The sequence below is a fragment of the Acinetobacter wuhouensis genome (assembly GCF_001696605.3).
GTDB lineage: Bacteria > Pseudomonadota > Gammaproteobacteria > Pseudomonadales > Moraxellaceae > Acinetobacter > Acinetobacter wuhouensis.
Window position 1 is genome coordinate 3,644,158 of sequence record NZ_CP031716.1, and the last position, 19,881, is coordinate 3,664,038.

The 19,881-nt window shown below is 39.7% G+C and carries 16 protein-coding genes; 10 read left to right on the top strand and 6 right to left on the bottom strand.

Features of this window, described 5'->3' with window-relative positions; translation table 11 throughout:
- Positions 1-10: 10 nt before the first annotated feature.
- The 5 genes from creB to BEN71_RS18115 all read left to right on the top strand — a co-directional run bounded on the left by creB (position 11) and on the right by BEN71_RS18115 (position 4,555).
- Positions 11-748 carry a two-component system response regulator CreB gene (gene creB, locus BEN71_RS18095; RefSeq protein ID WP_068975629.1) on the top strand — a complete coding sequence of 246 codons (738 nt, stop codon included), beginning with the start codon at positions 11-13 and terminating at the stop codon, positions 746-748.
- 3 nt (positions 749-751) lie between these two features.
- Positions 752-2,242 (top strand): two-component system sensor histidine kinase CreC, encoded by a 1,491-nt coding sequence (creC, locus tag BEN71_RS18100; RefSeq protein ID WP_068975628.1) that lies wholly within the window; start codon positions 752-754, stop codon positions 2,240-2,242.
- A gap of 155 nt (positions 2,243-2,397) precedes the next feature.
- A complete protein-coding gene (gene creD / locus BEN71_RS18105) occupies positions 2,398-3,807 on the top strand; it encodes a cell envelope integrity protein CreD (RefSeq protein ID WP_068975627.1) in 1,410 nt (469 codons plus the stop codon).
- Between the two features lie 99 nt (positions 3,808-3,906).
- On the top strand, positions 3,907-4,122 hold the full coding sequence (locus BEN71_RS19410) for a hypothetical protein (RefSeq protein WP_068975626.1): 216 nt from the start codon (positions 3,907-3,909) through the stop codon (positions 4,120-4,122).
- Positions 4,123-4,201: 79 nt separating this feature from the next.
- Entirely contained in the window at positions 4,202-4,555 is a 354-nt protein-coding gene (locus BEN71_RS18115; protein ID WP_068975625.1) for a RidA family protein, read from the top strand.
- 95 nt (positions 4,556-4,650) lie between these two features.
- Here the strand turns inward: BEN71_RS18115 and BEN71_RS18120 are convergent, their stop codons facing one another.
- Positions 4,651-5,184: a DUF2726 domain-containing protein gene (locus BEN71_RS18120; RefSeq protein WP_068975624.1), complete on the bottom strand. Its 534-nt coding sequence runs from the start codon at positions 5,182-5,184 to the stop codon at positions 4,651-4,653.
- A gap of 484 nt (positions 5,185-5,668) precedes the next feature.
- Positions 5,669-8,083: a YgiQ family radical SAM protein gene (locus tag BEN71_RS18125; protein WP_068975623.1), complete on the bottom strand. Its 2,415-nt coding sequence runs from the start codon at positions 8,081-8,083 to the stop codon at positions 5,669-5,671.
- Positions 8,084-8,373: 290 nt separating this feature from the next.
- Between BEN71_RS18125 and BEN71_RS18130 the strand changes: the two genes are divergently transcribed.
- Entirely contained in the window at positions 8,374-9,390 is a 1,017-nt protein-coding gene (locus BEN71_RS18130; protein WP_086322700.1) for an alpha/beta hydrolase, read from the top strand.
- A gap of 31 nt (positions 9,391-9,421) precedes the next feature.
- Here the strand turns inward: BEN71_RS18130 and BEN71_RS18135 are convergent, their stop codons facing one another.
- Together BEN71_RS18135 and BEN71_RS18140 are read right to left on the bottom strand one after the other, a co-directional pair.
- The gene (locus BEN71_RS18135) at positions 9,422-10,648 is read right to left on the bottom strand and encodes an MFS transporter (protein ID WP_086322699.1); all 1,227 of its coding nucleotides are present in this window, start codon (positions 10,646-10,648) and stop codon (positions 9,422-9,424) included.
- Positions 10,649-10,823: 175 nt separating this feature from the next.
- The gene (locus BEN71_RS18140; RefSeq protein WP_068975621.1) at positions 10,824-11,477 is read right to left on the bottom strand and encodes a response regulator; all 654 of its coding nucleotides are present in this window, start codon (positions 11,475-11,477) and stop codon (positions 10,824-10,826) included.
- Between the two features lie 377 nt (positions 11,478-11,854).
- Here BEN71_RS18140 and msuE point away from each other — a divergent pair, with 377 nt between their 5' ends.
- The 3 genes from msuE to ampC all read left to right on the top strand — a co-directional run bounded on the left by msuE (position 11,855) and on the right by ampC (position 15,068).
- Complete coding sequence (gene msuE / locus BEN71_RS18145) at positions 11,855-12,592, top strand: FMN reductase (RefSeq protein ID WP_068975620.1); 738 nt, start codon at positions 11,855-11,857, stop codon at positions 12,590-12,592.
- A 42-nt stretch (positions 12,593-12,634) separates the two neighbouring features.
- On the top strand, positions 12,635-13,759 hold the full coding sequence (gene sfnG, locus BEN71_RS18150) for a dimethylsulfone monooxygenase SfnG (RefSeq protein ID WP_068975619.1): 1,125 nt from the start codon (positions 12,635-12,637) through the stop codon (positions 13,757-13,759).
- Positions 13,760-13,904: 145 nt separating this feature from the next.
- Complete coding sequence (gene ampC, locus BEN71_RS18155; protein ID WP_068975618.1) at positions 13,905-15,068, top strand: class C beta-lactamase; 1,164 nt, start codon at positions 13,905-13,907, stop codon at positions 15,066-15,068.
- A gap of 104 nt (positions 15,069-15,172) precedes the next feature.
- On the opposite strand, the gene BEN71_RS18160 is transcribed toward ampC, so the two are convergent.
- A complete protein-coding gene (locus BEN71_RS18160) occupies positions 15,173-16,351 on the bottom strand; it encodes an acyl-CoA dehydrogenase family protein (protein WP_068975617.1) in 1,179 nt (392 codons plus the stop codon).
- Between the two features lie 619 nt (positions 16,352-16,970).
- Positions 16,971-18,926, bottom strand: a complete 1,956-nt coding sequence (acs, locus tag BEN71_RS18165) for an acetate--CoA ligase (protein WP_068975616.1) — start codon at positions 18,924-18,926, stop codon at positions 16,971-16,973.
- A gap of 292 nt (positions 18,927-19,218) precedes the next feature.
- Here acs and BEN71_RS18170 point away from each other — a divergent pair, with 292 nt between their 5' ends.
- Positions 19,219-19,800, top strand: coding sequence for a DUF805 domain-containing protein (locus BEN71_RS18170; RefSeq protein WP_068975615.1), 582 nt, complete (start codon positions 19,219-19,221; stop codon positions 19,798-19,800).
- The last annotated feature ends 81 nt before the right edge of the window (positions 19,801-19,881 follow it).

Consider the following 19,881-nt stretch of genomic DNA (forward strand, 5'->3'; position numbering starts at 1 on the left):
TTAAATCACGATGAATAATAAAAAACAGATCTTATGTGTCGAAGATGATGCTGCAATCCTGATGCCTTTGCGCTATGTACTAGAACGTGAAGAGTGGCAAGTGACTTGGGCAAATACAGGGCTTCAAGCAATTGATTTTATTCAACAACAAGCTTTTGATTTTATTATTTTAGATGTCGGTTTGCCTGACTTAAATGGCTTTGAAGTGTGTAAAAAAATTCGCCAATTCAATCATACCCCTCTTCTTTTTCTAACTGCGCGGGATGATGAAATTGACCGTATTGTCGGTTTGGAAATTGGTGCAGATGACTATTGTGCCAAGCCCTTTAGTTCACGAGAAATTGTCTCTCGTATCAAAGCCATTTGGCGTAGAATGGAAATTCAAAACCAATTACAACAAAGCAAAGTTGATGTAATTATTCATACCGAATTACAAGACTCCAATGTTCAAAATGCTGAAATATGGCAATGTCACGATGAATCCTTACGCATCCAATATTTAAACACAGCCCTACAACTGACTCGTTATGAATATCGTTTACTCAAATTGTTGATTCAACACCCTGAGCAAGTGTTTAGCCGACAACAACTGATGGATCATGTGTGGGAACATCCTGAGCACAGTTTAGAACGAACCGTCGATACGCATATCAAAAGCATTCGCAATAAACTCAAACAGATTGCACCTGAACAAGACCCGATTGAAACCCATCGTGGTTTTGGTTATAGCTTGAAAAAGCTGAGTTAAAGCATGTCTATCTTTATCCGTATCTGGTTTTTCTTCGGGCTGATTATCCTGCTCGGTCTATGGTTTATGTCTTATACATTTAACCAGCAAGTTAAACCCAATGTACGCCAAGTAGTTGAAGATACCTTAGCTGAAAATGCCAATATCATCGCCATGTTAGTTGCTGAAGATGTCTATGAAAATAAGGTCAGCACACCTCAATTCGATGAGAAAATTCAGAAAGCACTAAAACGAAAACTCAATGCCAATATTTGGCAACACAACAAAGATCAGATCAATCAGCAAATTTATATTACCGATGAAAAAGGCATTGTGATCTATGATTCACAAGGGATTGCAACAGGACAAGATTACTCACAGTGGAATGATGTCTACCTCACATTGAGAGGAAAATACGGCGTGCGTTCCACACGTAGTTATGATGTCAAAGGCAATGATTTAGGCAGTAGCAATAGCATCATGTTTATTGCTGCACCGATTTATTATCAAGTGAATCAACACAATAAACTCATCGGTGTGGTCAGTATTGGTAAGCCGAATATTTCCGTACAACCCTATATTCAACGTGCTGAAAATCAGCTGATTCGTCAAGCAGCATGGATTACTTTAATCAGCTTATTTCTTGCCAGTTTGGTCGCCTATTGGCTCAAACACAGTATCGACCGTGTACGGAAATATGCGCAAGCACTGGCTCCTGTCAATCAAACCCCACATTTCCGTTCTGCCCAAGAACTCAATCTGGTCGCTCAAGCAGTTGAAAATATGCGTGAAAAACTAGAAGATCGCGCTTATGTCGAACATTATGTCAATACGCTCACGCATGAGTTAAAAAGCCCACTCACGGCGATTCAAGCCAGTGCTGAACTGCTCAAAGAAGATTTGCCCCTAGATGATCAACAACAATTCGCCACCCACATTCATGAGCAAAGTCATCGCCTACGTAGTTTGATTGATCACATGCTTTTATTAACGCGCTTGGAAAAATCAAAGCACCAAATCGAAATTCAAAATTTCAACTTATCTGAACTGATTCAACAGGTTTTAGACCAATATGCCAGTCAAATTCAGACAAAAAAAATTCAATGCTTATTAGATATTGAACCTGATTGTATGATGAATGCAGATCGTTTTTGGATTCAGCAAGTCATCATCAATCTTATCGACAATGCTTTGGATTTCTCTGCAAATTCAGCCAAACTTTTGATTCAGCTACACCGTTCACATCATCTTCAAAATGATCAAAACATTGAGCTTACTATTTTTAATGAGGGAGAATGGATCCCTAACTATGCCCTGTCTCAAGTATTCGATACTTATTTTTCACTACCTCGCCCGATTAGCCAACAACGTAGTTCAGGCATTGGTTTAAGCATCGTCAAACAAGTGATTGAACAACATTATGGAAAAATTCAGATTGAAAATATTCAAGAGAATAGCATTTCAATCATTCAGCCACATCAGCAAGGCGTAAAGGTCAATATTCAATTGCCCTAAATCCATTGCTCTAAATCCATTGCTCTAAATCCATTGTCGTGAAGAATATTACACTTCACCTAAACTTCACAGAAAATACAAACCTAACGCAAACAAAACACATTTCAATTTCGCACACTCAATCCTGACAAAAACAACCATTCAGGACAACAGTGATGCGCTCTAGCTTCCTTACACTCAAAATCATCGCCATCGTGATTTTGGTCGCCCTCTTTTGGGTCGGTTTATTCTTTATCAGTAGTCTTGTTTCCGAACGACAAGGCTACCAAAAAGCATTTCTACAAGAAATCACCCAAAATAATATCAGCCCTCAAACCATTATCTCACCTTATGTCCGTGTCCCTTACTTAGAACAAACAACTTGCCTAGACGAGCAAAAAGTTGCACATGCATGTACGCAAGAACACTGGATGTATGTCAGTGCGGATAGCACTCAATGGCAATCCAATTTTGATGTCAAAAATGATCAGTATAAACGCACGATTTACCGTGCCATCAGCTACCAAGCCAATTTAACGGCAAAAGGCATCTTTCAAAAACCAACTTTGGAAAATAAAAATTACCAATGGGAAAAAGCAGAAATTCTCTTCCCAATCCATGATCCACGTGGTTTAGCAACTCAACCGACATTGAAAATGCTCAATAAAAACTACGCCTTTGAAATGAGCCCTCAAGGCAATGACAGCACTGGTTTTGATTTTATGCGCATTTCGGCTCAGAAACATCCAGAATTAATCTCTGCGATCCAAAATGGTTTTGCCTTTGATTTAGATGCAAAAATAGCAGGTTTAGGCAAATTTACTCTCATTCCAACCAGCCGCAGTGTAACTTATCAAGCCAAAGGCAATTGGGCTGATGCTAAATATTCAGGGCAAAATCTACCGCTTGAAAAAACCAGTGCTCATCAACAATTCACTGCCCAATGGAAAAATATTGCGCTAGGTCATCAGAATTTAAACAAACTCATCAACTGTGAAAACAATGAATGTATCCGACAACTCAGTGATGGTAATTACATCAAAAATTCAGAATATGAATCTGAAAATAATCAAAAAATTGGCTTAAGCACCGAGTTTTTAGATTCAGTAAATGTCTATACCCAAACAGACCGTGCAATTAAATATGGTATTGTCATTATCATTATTACTTTTGGTTGCTTCTTCTTATTTGAAGTGTTGAAAAGCTTACGCATCCACCCGATTCAATATTCTTTGGTGGCAATGGCGCAAGGAATCTTCTTTGTCCTATTACTCTCGATCAGTGAATATTATGCCTTTGCATGGGCCTATGTAGTGGCATGTATCGCCTGCGTGGGGTTAATGACGTGGTATCTGTTCTTTGTGATGAAAGGCGCTAAACCTGCAATGCTATTCGGCATCATCCTTAGTACGCTCTACGCCATCATGTACATGTTATTGCAGTCTTCAGGCAAAACATTCTTGATCGGCTCAATCATTTCATTTGTCGTTCTTGCAGTCGTGATGTTCATTACTCGCCATATCGACTGGTATCAAATCAGCAATCGACCAGAACGTGAACTTAAATCTTACACGCCACATCAATAAGCACTGTAGCTCTGTGGATGGTACACACCATCCACTTTTTGCATCAATCATTTTTCTAATCAAATCTTTAATCATCACTCTGAATCTAGAGGTTTTAAAATGAATATGTCCATCATTCAAAAACAGCAATACATAGAAAATACCCAACAACTTTGCCCTTTAAAATGTTCAATTGCGTACTGTTTAAATCAATTACGTAGTGCAAAAATTCAATTTTTAAATTTGGGCAATTTGATCATCTGCCCTAAACAAAACTGCTTGATTTTTTTTCAATCTAAAATATTAATCCGTATTGATACATTCACCAACACATAACACAAAGTCTGAAAAACCAGATTTGCAGATCATGCATGATCACGTAAACTTGAACACAAGATAAAATTTGGGAATGATTATGACTGTACAACGTCTGCATGTTGCAAAACGCTTTTCTGAAATTGCAATTTCAGGAAATTTAGTTCACTTGGCTGGTCAATTGGCAAGTGATTTTAGCTTAGACATTAAAGGTCAAACCCAACAGACTTTCGACATTATTGACCAGTTTTTGGCAGATGCAGGCACAGATAAAAGTCATATCATGTCAGTAACGATCTATTTAAAAGACATTGAAAAAGATTATGCCGCATTTAATGAAGTTTGGGATGCATGGGTGTCTGATATTGAAGCCTTACCACGGACTTGTGTAGAAGCTAAACTGTATGATCCCAATGTATTGGTTGAGTTGACTGTCGTTGCTGTAAAGCCTTAATTGTTCAATCATTTGAATCAATTCATTTGTTTTAAAGCAAAAAAATGCATGTAAAAACATGCATTTTTTATCGCGTATTTATAGGAACTCAACACTTATCCAAAAACACGTGAATCACGATTCGCGTAAAGATCAAACTTCCCCATAGTCTGCTCTTCCATCAATTGAGGGCGACTCATCTCAGAAAACTCTGAAAGAAAATCTTCACGTAAATATTGATATTCCGGAATACCCATATAACGTACTACACGATAGCCTGCCGATTGTAACAGGGCATCTTCATACCGACTGCTTGTAGAACGCTTCACCGAGTTAACATCGTCTAGGGCGATCACCGCCAAAACTTTACAATCTTTATCTAACACCACAAAATCAGCGAACATTTGCTGATATTTGCGACGTGTATGCAAATATTTGGTTGTGAGTAATGCATCAAATGAAACATGCGCCAGAATATTCGCTTCTGGTAATATTTCTTTTAGACGAGTAAAAGTCATTTGTTCATGCGAGTTAAATACAGCTCTTCTGCGTAAAGCACTATCTGTCTGTTGCTTATTTTTTAGTCCTTTATAAGCAACGCCAGTCACAATAGCAAGTAATACCAAACTTGCGACAATGATCATGTCCATTGTTGATGTTCCTTATTTCTTTTTTATAGTATGGTTCTTAAAAAAACCAATTTTATGTATCTGTAGATACTTTTCCCATTCAGTTTAATGTTTTAATCGTTCACTAAAAATCGATATTCATTATTCTAAATACTCGATTAAACCACGGTTTTAATTTATAATTTGAACCAACATTCATTTTATTCACTGATTATTGAAAAAAATGAATGTGTTCAGTACTTTTATACCGTTTCTCTATACGGAATACAACACGCTCTGTCGTAACTTTAGTATGATTGTTCGACAATTTACATAAAATTATTGTGTGTTTTCTGTACTAAAGTTTTCAACAGTTTTGCAATGACTTATCCACAGATTAGATTATTCATTAATCGATCTAGGTTTGTACTGAAATTTTACTTCTAATTAGACTATTCAATTGATTATTTTATAAAAATAAAAAGGATGCTTCCGCATCCTCTTCAATCCACTATTATCTCAAAACCTAAGCTCTATGCTTCGGCTTAGATTTTCCATTACCCTTTCCACCAAACGGTTTTTTATCACCTGTTTCGCGAGGTGGTAAACCTGTATGTTGCGTTAGAATTTGACCACGTTCAGGACGCTTTTTGGTATTCGATGGACGTGACTGACCTTGCGCAGCTTTGGTTCGATTCCCCTGTTCACCATTACGCTTTTGTGAATCGCCATCCACCGTTGAATTTTTCTTACGCGCAGATTGATACTGACCCTCTGCACTGCCCGCAGGCTGGTAAGTCGGAATCAAATGCTGTTTCGAGTTCCCAATAAGATCGGCACGACCCATTTCTTTCAGGGTTTCACGTAACAAAGGCCAGTTGTTCGGATCATGATAACGCAGGAAGGCTTTATGAATACGGCGACGCTTATCACCTTTCACGATGTCGACATTTTCAGTATAACGCGCCACTTTTGCCAGCGGGTTCTTACCTGTGTAATACATGGTCGTTGCCGTTGCCATTGGCGATGGGTAGAAAGTCTGTACCTGATCAGCACGGAAACCGTTCTTTTTCAGCCAGATCGCAAGGTTCATCATGTCATATTCTGTCGTACCTGGATGCGCTGCAATAAAGTACGGAATTAAATACTGTTCTTTACCTGCTTCCTTACTGTAACGATCAAACATCTGTTTGAAGCGATCATAAGTACCGATACCTGGTTTCATCATCTTCGACAATGGACCTTTTTCGGTATGTTCAGGGGCAATTTTTAAATAACCACCAACGTGATGCTGAACCAATTCTTTGACATATTCAGGGTTCAAAACTGCAAGGTCATAACGTAACCCTGAACCAATCAGAATCTTTTTGATGCCTTTTAATGCACGTGCTTTACGGTATAACTGTGTTAATGGTGCATGATCGGTATGCAAATTCTGGCACACACCTGGGAATACACACGATGGTTTACGACAGTTCTTTTCAATCTCAGGATCTTTACATGCCAGACGGTACATATTTGCCGTTGGACCACCCAAGTCCGAAATAATCCCTGTAAAACCTGGTGCGGTATCACGGATTTTTTCCACTTCACGCAGAATCGATTCTTCCGAACGGTTCTGAATAATACGACCTTCATGCTCTGTAATCGAACAGAACGTACAACCACCAAAACAACCACGCATGATATTCACAGAGAATTTAATCATGTCAAATGCAGGGAATCGTGCTTCACCATAAGCAGGATGTGGCAGACGTGCATAAGGCAAGTCAAACACATAATCCATTTCTTCAGTGGTCAATGGAATCGGTGGTGCATTCAGCCATACATCACGCCCCGCATGATTCTGCACCATTGCACGCGCATTACCTGGATTGGTTTCAAGATGAAGAATACGGTTGGCATGTGCATATAAAACAGGATCTTGGGATACCTCTTCAAAAGCTGGCAAACGAATGACCGCTAACTCACGTGGAGGCAATTTGTGTTTAATCGCTTTCGATGCAGGTTGAAGCTGAACAATCTGGGTATTTTCATCCAGATTGTCGCCTTCACGGACAATCGGATTGGCAACCAGTTCTTTCTGGAAGTTTTGATACTGCGTTAAAGAATTGCCTTTGCCCTGTTCAATTTCACAACCATCCAGATCTTCAGTCATCACATAGGGGTTGATAATAGGATCTACACGACCAATCGAATCCACATCATTCGATGCAATTTCAACAAAGTGTGCTTTTGAAGCACGGTTATTTTTATTGACAATAAATGCAGTACCACGAACATCAGTGATTTCATGGATTTTTTGCCCTTTGGCAAGACGATGCATCACTTCTACGATAGAACGCTCACCATTTCCGTACATCAACAGATCGGCTTTAGAATCCATCAATACTGAGCGACGGACTTTGTCTGACCAGTAATCATAATGCGCAATACGACGCAAAGATGCTTCAATCCCGCCGAGTAATACAGGCACATCAGGAAAGGCTTCACGGCAACGCTGACAATACACTGTCGCAGCACGGTCTGGGCGTTTATTCGGTTGATTGTCTGGAGAATAAGCATCATCAGAACGGATTTTACGGTCAGCCGTATAACGGTTGATCATCGAATCCATATTCCCCGCGGTCACACCCCAGGCAATATTCGGCTTGCCTAAAACTTTGAATGCTTCAGCCGATGTCCAATCAGGTTGCGCAATAATACCAACACGGAAACCTTGCGCTTCCAAAGTACGACCGATGATGCCTGAACAAAACGATGGATGATCAATATAGGCATCACCACAGACTAAAATAAAGTCACAACTGTCCCAACCGAGCTGATCCATCTCCTCGCGTGACATGGGTAAAAAAGGTGCTGGTTCAAAGCACGATGCCCAATATTTGTCATAATCAAACAACGCAGTAGGCGCAGTCTGAGCAGTATAAGCGGTCGACATGTTGAATTTCTCGATTGGCGGTTGGCGATCGGGAGAGATCTAAGATGAAAGTTGATCATTTTACCATGAATTGAATTCATTTTCATTGATTAAAAAACAACCTAATTTTTAAAATGTAGAATATGACTCCTAAGAAATTCAAAAAACCGACAAATGGTGGTTTTAAATCAAATTAAAAATCAATTTAATAGCCTAAATATTGACCATTAAAATGCGATGTTTGTCCCAATTGTCAATCCATTTTGTGCCATTTTATTTATTGTATAAACAAAATAAATAGGTGATGACTGATGCCAATAAAAAGATTTATCGTCTCCATACTGGTGTTCTTACAAAGCTTTATTTCCGCACATGCAGCAAAAGAACAATCTTATGCTGAACAAAAAGCATGGAAAGAATTACAAGATCGCATGCCAGAAAATTATCGTTTAACCCAAGATCAGTTACCACAAGAATACTTTTGGTCATGGAAAGAGAATCAAGTCCATGTCGATTACTACCCGCGCCCCAATTCACCTGCTAAAGTGATTTTATTACATGGTGTGGGAACCAATGGTCGTCAAATGAGCTTAGTCCTCGGTCATCCACTGGCTCAGGCAGGCTATGAAACCATGTCTCTCGATCTAATCGGTTATGGGCTCAGTCAATATCCTAAAAAAAGTAAAATACGCTATGAAGATTGGGTGCAACTCGTCAGTGACTTTGTTGATACAGAAGCGAAAAAAGATTCACGTCCAATATTCTTATACGGCTTATCTGCTGGAGGAATGCTGACCTTACATGTAGCGATGCAGAATAAAAATGTAAAAGGCATTATTGGAATGACCTTTCTCGATCAAAGAAATTTAGCGGTCAAAAAAGGGACAATGCGCTTTAGCCCACTCAGTTCAGTTACATTACCGAGTATGAAACTGAGTGCAAAAACGCCTATCGGTAATATTGCTTTACCGATGTCATTGGTTTCTAAAATGTATGCTTTAAGCAATGATAAAGATGCATTAAAAATCATGCTCAATGACAAAACTTCGGCAGGAAATACCATGTCGATTAAGTTTTTAAATAGTTATATGAATTATCAACCAAAATACCAGCTCTCAAGTTTTACCCAATGTCCTATATTACTGACCCAACCTGCGGAAGATCATTGGACATCTTTAGAACTAAGCCAACCTGTATTAAAACAATTGTCTGTTCCGTATCAAGTGGTCATGTTACCCAAAGGTGGACATTATCCTGTTGAAGCAGAAGCCTTGGAACAACTGAAAAAAAGCAGTATTGAATTTATTCAGCAGAATCTTAAAAATTAGCAAATCGAGGGAATGCTGAATTGTAAGATGCTCAATTCACTGTTTTTGATTTAGATATTTTCTGCATTTGATTCAGTTTAAACGCGACCAATAAACCTATACTTAAAATGCATGTAATGCTCACAGTTAATCCAAACCATCCATAATTTTCCCAGACCAAACCACTACTACTGCCTAATAAGCTTGAACCCAAGTAATAGCAGAATAAATAGAGGGAAGAACCGACAGCTCGATACTGTAAAGATTGCACAGATACCCAACTGCTTGAAGTGGAATGTGCTGCAAAAAATGAAAAGGTGAAAATCAACAACCCGATTAAAATCATTGTTAATGAGGGGATTAACATGATCCATAGACCAAGAATCATCGTTAGAAACATGGCAATCAAAACTTTATCCCGACCAAACTTACGACTCCAACTGGCGGCACGTGGTGAACTATAAATCCCAGATAAATAAGCAATCGAAATCAAACCAATCCATGTTTGTGAAAGTTCAAATGGTTTTTCCAGTAGGTGATAACTCATGTAATTAAAGACTGTCACAAAACAGCCCATAAGAATAAAACCTTCGATGAACAGTAATCTAAGTTTAGGGTCAGATAAATTTTTCTTAAAAGACTCAATAAAACGAGAGAATTGAATTGGATAAGATGTGAAATGTTTTGAAGCAGGTAGCGCGAGATAAAAAGTAATGGCGATCAATAAATTTAAAATTCCAATGATCATGGTTGCTGTTTGCCATGAAATATAGTCGAGCAATACCCCTGCAATTAAACGCCCACCCATTCCGCCAATCGCAGTACCTGAAATATATAGTCCCATGGCAAAGCCAACATCTTTCTGGGCAATTTCCTCCCCAATATAAGTCATCGCAACGGATGCGACACCACTTACAGCCAGTCCGACCATCATTCGAGTCGCAAGAAAAACTTCCCAATAAGGCAAAAATGAACTGATCAATAATAATATTGCCGTAGAGAATAGCGAGATTGCCATGATTTGTTTTCGACCAAAACGATCTGAAATCAGTCCTGCAAATAGTAAACCCAGTGCCAAAGCAATGGTTGAGAATGACAGCGGAAAACTACTGTGGGTCGGTGTGACGTGGAAGAATTTTGCTAAGAATGGCATCATCGGTTGCACACAGTACAATGATGAAAATACAGCAAATCCTGCTAAGAACAACGACAGGAGAATCGCAATAAAAGGTTTTGTACCATACTCAATATAAGGCGTAGACTCAGACATTTCAGCCATCATTGTTCATGAGATAGAATCAGTATACGCCTATTTTTAAGTGTTCATAAAAGCAAAAAAGCGTGTATAGCTCCATACACGCTTTTTAAATCTTCAATCATTTTGCAATTGTCGTCATTTATTTGTTTTCAGCATTCAAGCTAGGTCAAAATAAACTACTCAAAATGATAAGCAATTAAACTTTCTTCTCTTCAATATTTAAAGCATTGATGGCTAATACGGCTTGAGTACGATTTTGTACGCCGAGCTTACGGAAGATTGCCGTAACATGTGCTTTGATCGTTGCTTCAGAAACATCAAGTTCATAGGCGATTTGCTTATTCAGTAAACCTTCCGCCACCATCATCAACACACGGAACTGTTGAGGTGTTAAAGATTGAATACGTTCAGCCAAAGCGGTTTCATCTGCCGCACGCGGATCAAAATTCATATTGGCAGCAGGTAAATTTGGCGGTAACCAAATATCACCTTCTAAAACCTGACGAATCGCTTCACCGATATGACTTGGATGTGCTGATTTTGGAATATAGCCCATCGCGCCATGTGCGATCGCACGTTGGATAATAGATGCTTCTTCATGTGCAGAAACCACAATAATCGGAATCGATGGATACTGCGCACGAACGTGTACCAATGCAGAGAAACCTGATGCACCGGGTAAGTTCAAATCCAATAAGACTAGATCTGGTTCTGGACCATTTTCCAAACGTTCATAAAATTCATTTACAGCCGCAGTTTCACTGATTTGAGCTTGTGGCAAACTATAGCGAACCGCCTGAATGAGCGCATGGCGAAACAGTGGATGATCATCAACGATTAAAATATTCATAAGCGAAGCGAGAGATCTCTAGCACAGTTATTCCATTCTAACCGTACTATTAGTATTTAGGATACGGAAATATTAACGAATTTTTAAATGATTTGTTGGCTTTAATGAAAATTCCCTACACTTTTTATGTTATTACTCAAATTTGAGATTTAAATATCACATTTACATATAAAATAAATATTTTAAAAAGAATTAGTTATTCTAATTACGAATAATATTTAGCTTCAAACACTTAATTTGATCATTCGTTACTTATTTCAGCAATTTCTCATTTATCTCAAAAAATGATAACCAATTTTTTTTTCGTTATTTTACAGCAATAGGCAGATATAGATAAATAAAAGGCATTCCGAGATTTAATTTATTAGGTTGCCAAAATGTCTTTTTATACCCAACAAAAACCACTCAACATCGTCGCTGTATCTGGTGGCTTAAATAACCCTTCAAAAACCGAAGCACTTGTTCAGGCGATTTTGGATGAGCTGGGTGAAGCAACACCAATCAATGTACATTTCATTAAATTCAGTGAAATTGGACATTTACTCGGTGGTGCAATTTATCGTAATCAATTGCCTCAACGTGTCCAAGATGATTTAGCTGCCGTAGAAGCAGCCAATGCTTTAATTGTAGGTACACCTGTGTATCGTGCCTCATTCACAGGTCTGTTTAAACACTTCTTTGATTTTGTTGAACAAACTGCACTGGTGGATGTACCAGTATTACTGGCTGCATCGGGCGGTTCTGATCGCCATGCTTTAGTGCTTGAACATCAGTTACGTCCATTGTTCAGCTTCTTCCAAGCGCAGACTTTACCAATTGGCGTCTATGCCACAGATCGTGACTTTACTCCTGAATACACCATTCACAGCGAATTTCTACGTGACCGTATCACGCTTGCGGTTGCTCGTGCATTACCGATTTTAGAGTGGGCGCCTGCCAAAGGTCAGCGTGCTGAAGTGGTGAAAGCGAAAACTGAACAGGCAAACCAGAACTTGGGCATTAACAAACAAATTGAGCAAGAAGAAGTGCTTCCATCTGCAGCAATTCCAAACTTAGATGCTGCTGAATCTCGTTTGCATGCCAAATCTAAAACACCGAAAACACAGGTTGCCTAAGCGCAACCTCGTATATAGAGAATAAAAATAGAGGGTCATCACATGTCACAAAAACAATTTACTTCCACAGACCAAAATTCAATTAAATTTGCCTACTGGGTTCCCAATGTCAGTGGTGGCTTAGTTGTGAGTAATATTGAGCAACGTACCGACTGGAGCTATGACTACAATGTGCGTTTGGCGCAAGCTGCTGAAAAAAGTGGTTTTGAATATGCGCTGACGCAGATTCGTTTTACCGCAGGTTATGGTGCTGAAAATCAGCATGAATCGGTAAGTTTCAGTCATGCACTTTTAGCAAAAACTGAAAAATTAAAAGTCATTGCTGCCATTCTGCCTGGTCCGTGGAAGCCTGCGCTTGCAGCGAAGCAATTGGCAACCATTGATTATCTAACCAATGGACGTGTGGCAATTAATGTGGTCAGTGGTTGGTTCCGTGGCGAGTTTGATGCCATTGGTGAGACTTGGCCTGAACATGATGAACGTTATGTCCGTTCTGAAGAATTTATCCGTACCTTAAAGGGCATCTGGACAACGGACAACTATAGCTTTGATGGTAAATATTATCAGTTTAAAGATTACACCTTAAAGCCAAAACCTGTGCAAAAACCACATATTGAAGTGTTCCAAGGCGGAAGTTCTCGTGCTGCACGTGACATGGCTTCTCGTGTTTCTGACTGGTACTTTACCAATGGCAACACCCCTGCTGAACTGAAAAAGCAGATTGATGATATTCGTGAAAAAGCCAAAGTGAATGGTCATCGTGTAAAAATTGGCGTAAATGCCTTTATTATCGCCCGTGACACTGAAGAAGAAGCGCAAGCGGTACTGCAGGAAATTATTGCCAAAGCCAATGTTGAAGCCGTCAATGCCTTTGGTGATGCGACCCGTGAAGCTGGTGCCGCTTCTAAAGAGGGCGAAGGTAACTGGGCTAAATCTACTTTTGAAGACTTAGTGCAATATAACGATGGTTTTAAAACTAATTTGATCGGTACACCACAGCAAATTGCGGAACGTATTGTCGAGTTAAAAAGTGTCGGTGTGGATTTAGTCCTTTCAGGTTTCTTACATTTCATTGAAGAAGTCGAATATTTTGGGGAAAAGGTGTTGCCATTGGTTCGTGAATTAGAGGAGGCTCAAAAGAATCAAATTACAGCAAAATCCGCTTAAAGGATGTGCTTAGAAAATAACAATAAATAATCAAAAATAAGGTTTTTAGTTTTCCCTCATGACTCGGCTTGAGGGATTTTTTTCTTCCAAATCGTTAATCAACATGCTATTCAGACAGTTTGTTTCGAATGGAAGATGTTCCTGTATGTTGTTTTTCAATAAAAGCACCGCTATTTTCTGCTTTTTTATCAGTTGTACAAGCATCACCACTGCAAATACCAATCAAGCAGGAATATCTTCAGATCAGCTCAAGGTTGAAAAAGCGATAAACCAGTCATTTCAGCCCCTGATGAAAAAATATGATGTCTCAGGTATGGCAATCGGCGTGATCTATAAGGGAAAAAGTTACGAACAATATTCAGGTTTACAGTCTATTGCTGACCATAAAAAAGTGACTAAAAATACCCTTTTTGAATTAGGTTCAGTCAGTAAAATATTTACTGCTATTGCGGGAACGTATGCGCAAAATCTTGGAAAAATGTCCCTTCAGGATTACCCTGCACAATATCTGCCTGCACTCAAAAACTCAGAAATCAATCAAGTGACACTGCTGGAATTGGCAACCTACACCAGTGGCAATCTTCCTTTACAGTTTCCTGATCAAATACAGACAGATGCCGAAATTATTCAATATTTTCAAAACTGGCACATCAAAAATCCGATTGGAAAATACCGTCAATATTCCAACCCAAGTATAGGACTGTTTGGTGAGGTGACGGCTAAAGCGATGAAGATGCCTTTTAAAACCTTATCTGAGCAGGTTATCTATCCGCAACTTGATCTAAAACACACCTATATTCAGGTACCTAAACAACAACTGAAAAATTATGCCTTTGGTTATAATCAAAAGAATCAGCCCATACGTGTGACTGCGGGGGCTTTTGATACTCAAGCCTATGGCGTGAAATCGAACCTCACGGATCTGTTGCATTTTATCAATTTAAACATAGACCCTGAGCTTGCCAGAGCAACGATCAAACCTGCGATCAAGGCTACACATACAGGTTATTATAAAATTGGAGACATGACTCAAGCACTCGGATGGGAAAAATTTACTTATCCAGCGACATTGCAGACCTTACTGGAAAGCAACTCTGAGCGTGTTGTCATGCAATCAAACCCAGTTGAAAAGACAACGGTTGATACTAGCTCAAAAGTCTTCCACAAAACAGGTTCTACCAATGGTTTCGGGTCTTATATTATTTATATTCCTGAAAAAAAGTTTGGCTTAGTTATGTTGATGAACAAAAAAATACCAAATCCAGAACGCATCAAAGCCGCGTATGAGGTATTTCATTCATTGCAGTAAAATCGACATGATTCTGGAAACTTTAGATAGCCTATCTCATAAAATGGATCCTCTTAACATTTCCCGTTAAGAGGTCATCATAAAACTGAAAGATTTTATTTTTCTTAAGAATAAAAACTTGGATCAGGTACTTTTCCTGTCAGCACCCATTCACCGACTTCCTGATATTTATAATCAATCGGATCATGCAAAGTCTGCGTGCGTACATTGCGCCAAAAACGATCTAAATTCAGTTTGGCTGTCGTAGCCCTTGCACCCATAACTTGGAAAATATTCTGTGTCACAAATAGCGACGTATTGGTCGCTGCAATTTTCGCAGTGGCGATCGCAACAGATACCTGTCCACGCTGTTCTCCGGTTAAACCCTCACCTACATTCCACGCATCCTGCAAGCTTTCCACGGCTTTATTAGCAAGTAAACGTACACTTTCAAGCTGCACATAAAATTCAGCAAAATGCTTTTGGATAAATGGATCATTCACGGCATTTTCAGCCAACGATTTTGACCATGCTTTCTGACTTTGCACAGCCTCTTTCGCAACCTCAAAAGCCCCCTCAGCCACACCTAAAAATAAATGTACAAAAATCAATTGCGCAATCAACGGACGTACACTCGAATACGGTGTGCTTAAAGGGCCTGGGTTGAGTAATAATTCATTTTTGGAAATTTTGACCTGTTCAAAATGGCTCGTACCGCTATCGGTCTGGCGTTGTCCCATATTGTTCCAATCACCTAAAAAACTTACGCCCTGACGCGCAGTGGGAATCACCCCAATCAATAATTTCCCTGCTTCATTAAAACCTGAACACAGCAAAATATCTGAATCGATCGAACCTGAACAAAAACTTTTATCACCCTGAAAAATATATTCATTCTCTGAGATTTGAATTGCTGTAGTCCGTCGATCCAATGGATTTAAAGTATTGCCCCAGAACAGATTATTTTTAGCCGTATCTTCAAACCATTTTGCATATTGCTCAGGCTGGGAAAATAATTGCACTGTCGCAATCAACAAGTGGTGAAAACCATAGACATGCGCCAATGAACTATCGACTTGCGCGATGGTGCGAATGGTCTGGAAAATAGTTTTCCAATCCGCCCCTTGCCCACCATATTGCTTAGGAATAGACAGTCCAAGCAAACCACTGCGACGAATCAGATCACGTTCATACTTTGGATTGCCCCCTGTCTTGTCTCTTTCTGCCGCAGTCTGCGCAAATTGTTCAGCCAGTCGTTGGGCAACGTCGAGGGGAGATCGGTTTAAAGCTTGTGGCGCATTCATGTGACTGTCCTTATTTTTAATATTTTTAGCTTAGCAGATCATCCTGAACTGCTTTATCTGAATGCCTGCTGAACTTATGCACTATTTTGAAAATACTGAGCCACACAAAAAATACCGCTAACCTGATGCTAACGGTATTTAACTTTTATATTAATCGCTGATGTTACACAGTAATATCAAATTGTAGATCGCATCTCAATAAAAAGTGGATACGCGATAACGTCATCCGCAACGTGTTTGAGGCAGGACTACATCTGTAAATTAATGTTTCTGTGATATATCAATCAAAAGATGGTATTTGTCGAGTTTTGCGGTGAGGAGCAACGCTCCGCAAGGTGGTTTTCTTGCGAAGCTTCGTTTCTCATTTTCCCGAAAGAAAAATAGGTCGAGCCGAAGGCTAATCCCTAAATCAAAACTTTTGATGTAAGACTCCGTCTAGTAAGTTTAAAGCTGTTTTAAAAAATGCATTTCTTTTGAAGTGCGTAACATCAGTTAATCAAGAAAAGTCCTCTCTCCCTGTGGGATAAGGAGTAAAACTTCACAAGTGAGCCCTCATCTTCAAAGCCCCCTCATCCTAGCCTTCTCCCAAAGGGAGAAGGAACTTCCAATGCATGTGAATCTAAAGATCAAATCGACTGTTCGCCTGAACTTCTTTAATCAACTGATCCACCACACTCGGGTCTGCCAGTGTTGATGTATCTCCCAGACTGTCCAGCTCATTGGCAACGATCTTACGCAAAATACGGCGCATGATTTTACCAGAACGGGTTTTTGGCAATGATGGCGCCCAATAAATGGCATCTGGGGTCGCAACAGGGCCCAAAACCTTACGTACCCATGCCACCAGTTCCTGACGTAATTCTTCCGTTTCAACTTCACCTGCCTGCAAAGTGACATAAGCAGCAACGCCCTGACCTTTAATATCATGTGGCATACCCACCACGGCTGATTCAGCCACTTTTTCATGCGCCACCAAAGCGCTTTCAATTTCAGCAGTTCCTAAACGATGCCCTGAAACATTCAGCACATCATCAACACGTCCTGTGATCCAGTAATATCCGTCTTTATCACGACGTGCCCCATCACCTGTAAAATAACTCCCTGGATAGGTCGCAAAATAGGCTTCGATAAAACGTGCAGGGTCGCCCCAAATGGTTCGCATCTGCCCAGGCCAGGAATCTTTGATAATCAGATTCCCTTCAGCCTCACCTTCAAGTTCATTGCCATCTGCATCGACCAAAGCTGGCTGTACGCCAAATAGAGGGCGTGTTGCAGAGCCTGGTTTAACCGCTGTAGCACCAGGAAGTGGGGAAATCAAAATACCGCCTGTTTCAGTTTGCCACCATGTATCTACAACTGGGCAACGGCTTTCACCAACAACCGTGTAATACCAATTCCATGCTTCAGGATTAATCGGCTCACCCACAGTGCCTAATAGACGTAAACTGCTACGGTCACTTTCACGGACATAGGCATCACCCTCACGCATCATCGCGCGAATCGCAGTTGGTGCTGTATATAAAATGGTGATGTTGTGTTTATCGACAATATGCCCTGTACGTGCCCAGCTTGGATATTGCGGAATACCCTCCGACATCACTGTGGTTGTACCATTGGACAATGGGCCATATACAACATAAGAATGCCCCGTAATCCAGCCAACATCTGCTGTACACCAAAAGACATCATTCTGTTTAATATCAAAAACTTCACGGAAAGTTGAATTTACATAGGTCAGATAGCCACCTGTGGTATGCAACACCCCTTTCGGTTTTCCGGTAGAACCCGAGGTATACAGAATGAAGAGTGGATCTTCTGCATTCATTGGTTCAGGTGGACAAATATCCGTGACGGTCATAATTTCCATGTGATACCACAGATCACGACCTTCTTTCATCGTAATCGGGTGCCCTGTACGATGTACCACAATCATTTTTTCAACAGAAGATGTACCATCCAATTGTAATGCTGCATCGACATTTTCTTTGAGTGGAATGGTTTTACCACCACGCATCCCTTGGTCAGCAGTAACCACCAATTTTGCCTGACTGTCATCAATACGACTCGCCAAAGAATCTGGTGAGAAACCACCAAAGACCACGCAATGCACAGCACCAATACGGGTACATGCCAACATTGCAATCGCCGCCTCTGGAATCATTGGCATATACAGCACCACACGATCACCTTTGCTGACACCGTTTTTCTTCAAGACATTGGCGAAACGACAGACTTCATCATGCAACTCTTCAAAAGAGATTATTTTATGACGTGACGGATGATCACCCTCCCAGATAATCGCAGGTTTCAATGGATGTTCTTTTAAATGACGATCCAGACAGTTTTCACTAACGTTTAACTGCCCATCTGCAAACCACTCGATTTTGAAGTGATCGGGGTCATAACTGGTATTCTTCACTTGTGTAAAGGGTTTAATCCAGTCAAGTTTTTTGGCTGCTTCTGCCCAGAATTCATCTGGATGTTCTACAGACTGTTGGTAACGTTCAAAATACTGTTGTTCATTGGTTCTTGCTGTTTTTACAAATTGTTCTGGAACTGGATAGATTTCTTTCATAATCACTTCCTTGATTTTGCATTCCATCTCGGAATGTATGCCTACGTTATTGATTTTATTTGTTGCATCTGTTCAGTATTACGATAGCTCATTTTGGTTAACAATTGTGCTTTGGTCGTAGACACGGGCGTCACTTTAACCATCGAAAAATGCTCAGTCATTTGCCAAAACATTCGAATTTTCAATATCTATGTACTATTTTTGATCTTATAATTTGTTGTGGTACATGCATATGTCTTTTTTCAGAAAAAAACATTTCCTTACCGAATTTCTTGATCTGGACAACTTCTATATGTCAACGCAACACGCCTCAACTTTTTTTTCAAAAAAAACCTCTCCCAAAACAGACCATCCTCTTTCAATACATGGGCGTTTCAATCGTCTCAGTTATATTGCTTGGTTTGGATTACTCCACATTTTAGTGTCCGTTATAGCAGTTGCCCTGAGCGTTTTTTTTGGCGTGCTTAATTTAAATAACTTACATCTCAGCCAGCATGCGATGACCTCAATTTCTGGAATGGGTGAAATTGCTTATTTATTTCTCAGCTGTTTTTATCTTTATGGATTGGCTGTCATTATTATTCGTCGTTTCCATGATCGTAATAAGTCTGGCTGGCTCAGCCTCTTACTTTTTATTCCGATTATTCAATTTTTTACATTGCTTTATCTGCTTTTAGCACGCGGTGAACAACATCCCAATCGTTTTGGACACCCACGTTCATCAGCTTTTATTGAAAAAATTGTTGCGTGGTTAATGATCATTTTCTTTGTACTTGGGCTATTTGCTTCTGCGAGTGTGATTTCGTTTATGATGGGTTCAGGTGAACTTGAACAACCTCATGAAATTATTCAAAAAGGCACACAATATTTTTAAATTTATGAAAGCCTTTAAAGTAAGAAGATGATTGATCAATGTGAATGATTAAATGACAAGTTTAAACTTTGTTTACAAGTT

Excerpts from the sequence above, each read along its gene's own strand:
- ampC (WP_068975618.1), top strand. The coding sequence starts at position 13,905 with ATGTTGTTTTTCAATAAAAGCACCGCTATTTTCTGCTTTTTTATCAGT.
- acs (WP_068975616.1), bottom strand. The coding sequence starts at position 18,926 with ATGAAAGAAATCTATCCAGTTCCAGAACAATTTGTAAAAACAGCAAGA.
- creB (WP_068975629.1), top strand. The coding sequence starts at position 11 with ATGAATAATAAAAAACAGATCTTATGTGTCGAAGATGATGCTGCAATC.
- msuE (WP_068975620.1), top strand. The coding sequence starts at position 11,855 with ATGTCTTTTTATACCCAACAAAAACCACTCAACATCGTCGCTGTATCT.
- sfnG (WP_068975619.1), top strand. The coding sequence starts at position 12,635 with ATGTCACAAAAACAATTTACTTCCACAGACCAAAATTCAATTAAATTT.
- BEN71_RS18160 (WP_068975617.1), bottom strand. The coding sequence starts at position 16,351 with ATGAATGCGCCACAAGCTTTAAACCGATCTCCCCTCGACGTTGCCCAA.
- BEN71_RS18120 (WP_068975624.1), bottom strand. The coding sequence starts at position 5,184 with ATGGACATGATCATTGTCGCAAGTTTGGTATTACTTGCTATTGTGACT.
- BEN71_RS18170 (WP_068975615.1), top strand. The coding sequence starts at position 19,219 with ATGTCAACGCAACACGCCTCAACTTTTTTTTCAAAAAAAACCTCTCCC.
- BEN71_RS18125 (WP_068975623.1), bottom strand. The coding sequence starts at position 8,083 with ATGTCGACCGCTTATACTGCTCAGACTGCGCCTACTGCGTTGTTTGAT.
- BEN71_RS19410 (WP_068975626.1), top strand. The coding sequence starts at position 3,907 with ATGAATATGTCCATCATTCAAAAACAGCAATACATAGAAAATACCCAA.
- creD (WP_068975627.1), top strand. The coding sequence starts at position 2,398 with ATGCGCTCTAGCTTCCTTACACTCAAAATCATCGCCATCGTGATTTTG.
- creC (WP_068975628.1), top strand. The coding sequence starts at position 752 with ATGTCTATCTTTATCCGTATCTGGTTTTTCTTCGGGCTGATTATCCTG.
- BEN71_RS18115 (WP_068975625.1), top strand. The coding sequence starts at position 4,202 with ATGACTGTACAACGTCTGCATGTTGCAAAACGCTTTTCTGAAATTGCA.
- BEN71_RS18130 (WP_086322700.1), top strand. The coding sequence starts at position 8,374 with ATGCCAATAAAAAGATTTATCGTCTCCATACTGGTGTTCTTACAAAGC.
- BEN71_RS18135 (WP_086322699.1), bottom strand. The coding sequence starts at position 10,648 with ATGGCTGAAATGTCTGAGTCTACGCCTTATATTGAGTATGGTACAAAA.
- BEN71_RS18140 (WP_068975621.1), bottom strand. The coding sequence starts at position 11,477 with ATGAATATTTTAATCGTTGATGATCATCCACTGTTTCGCCATGCGCTC.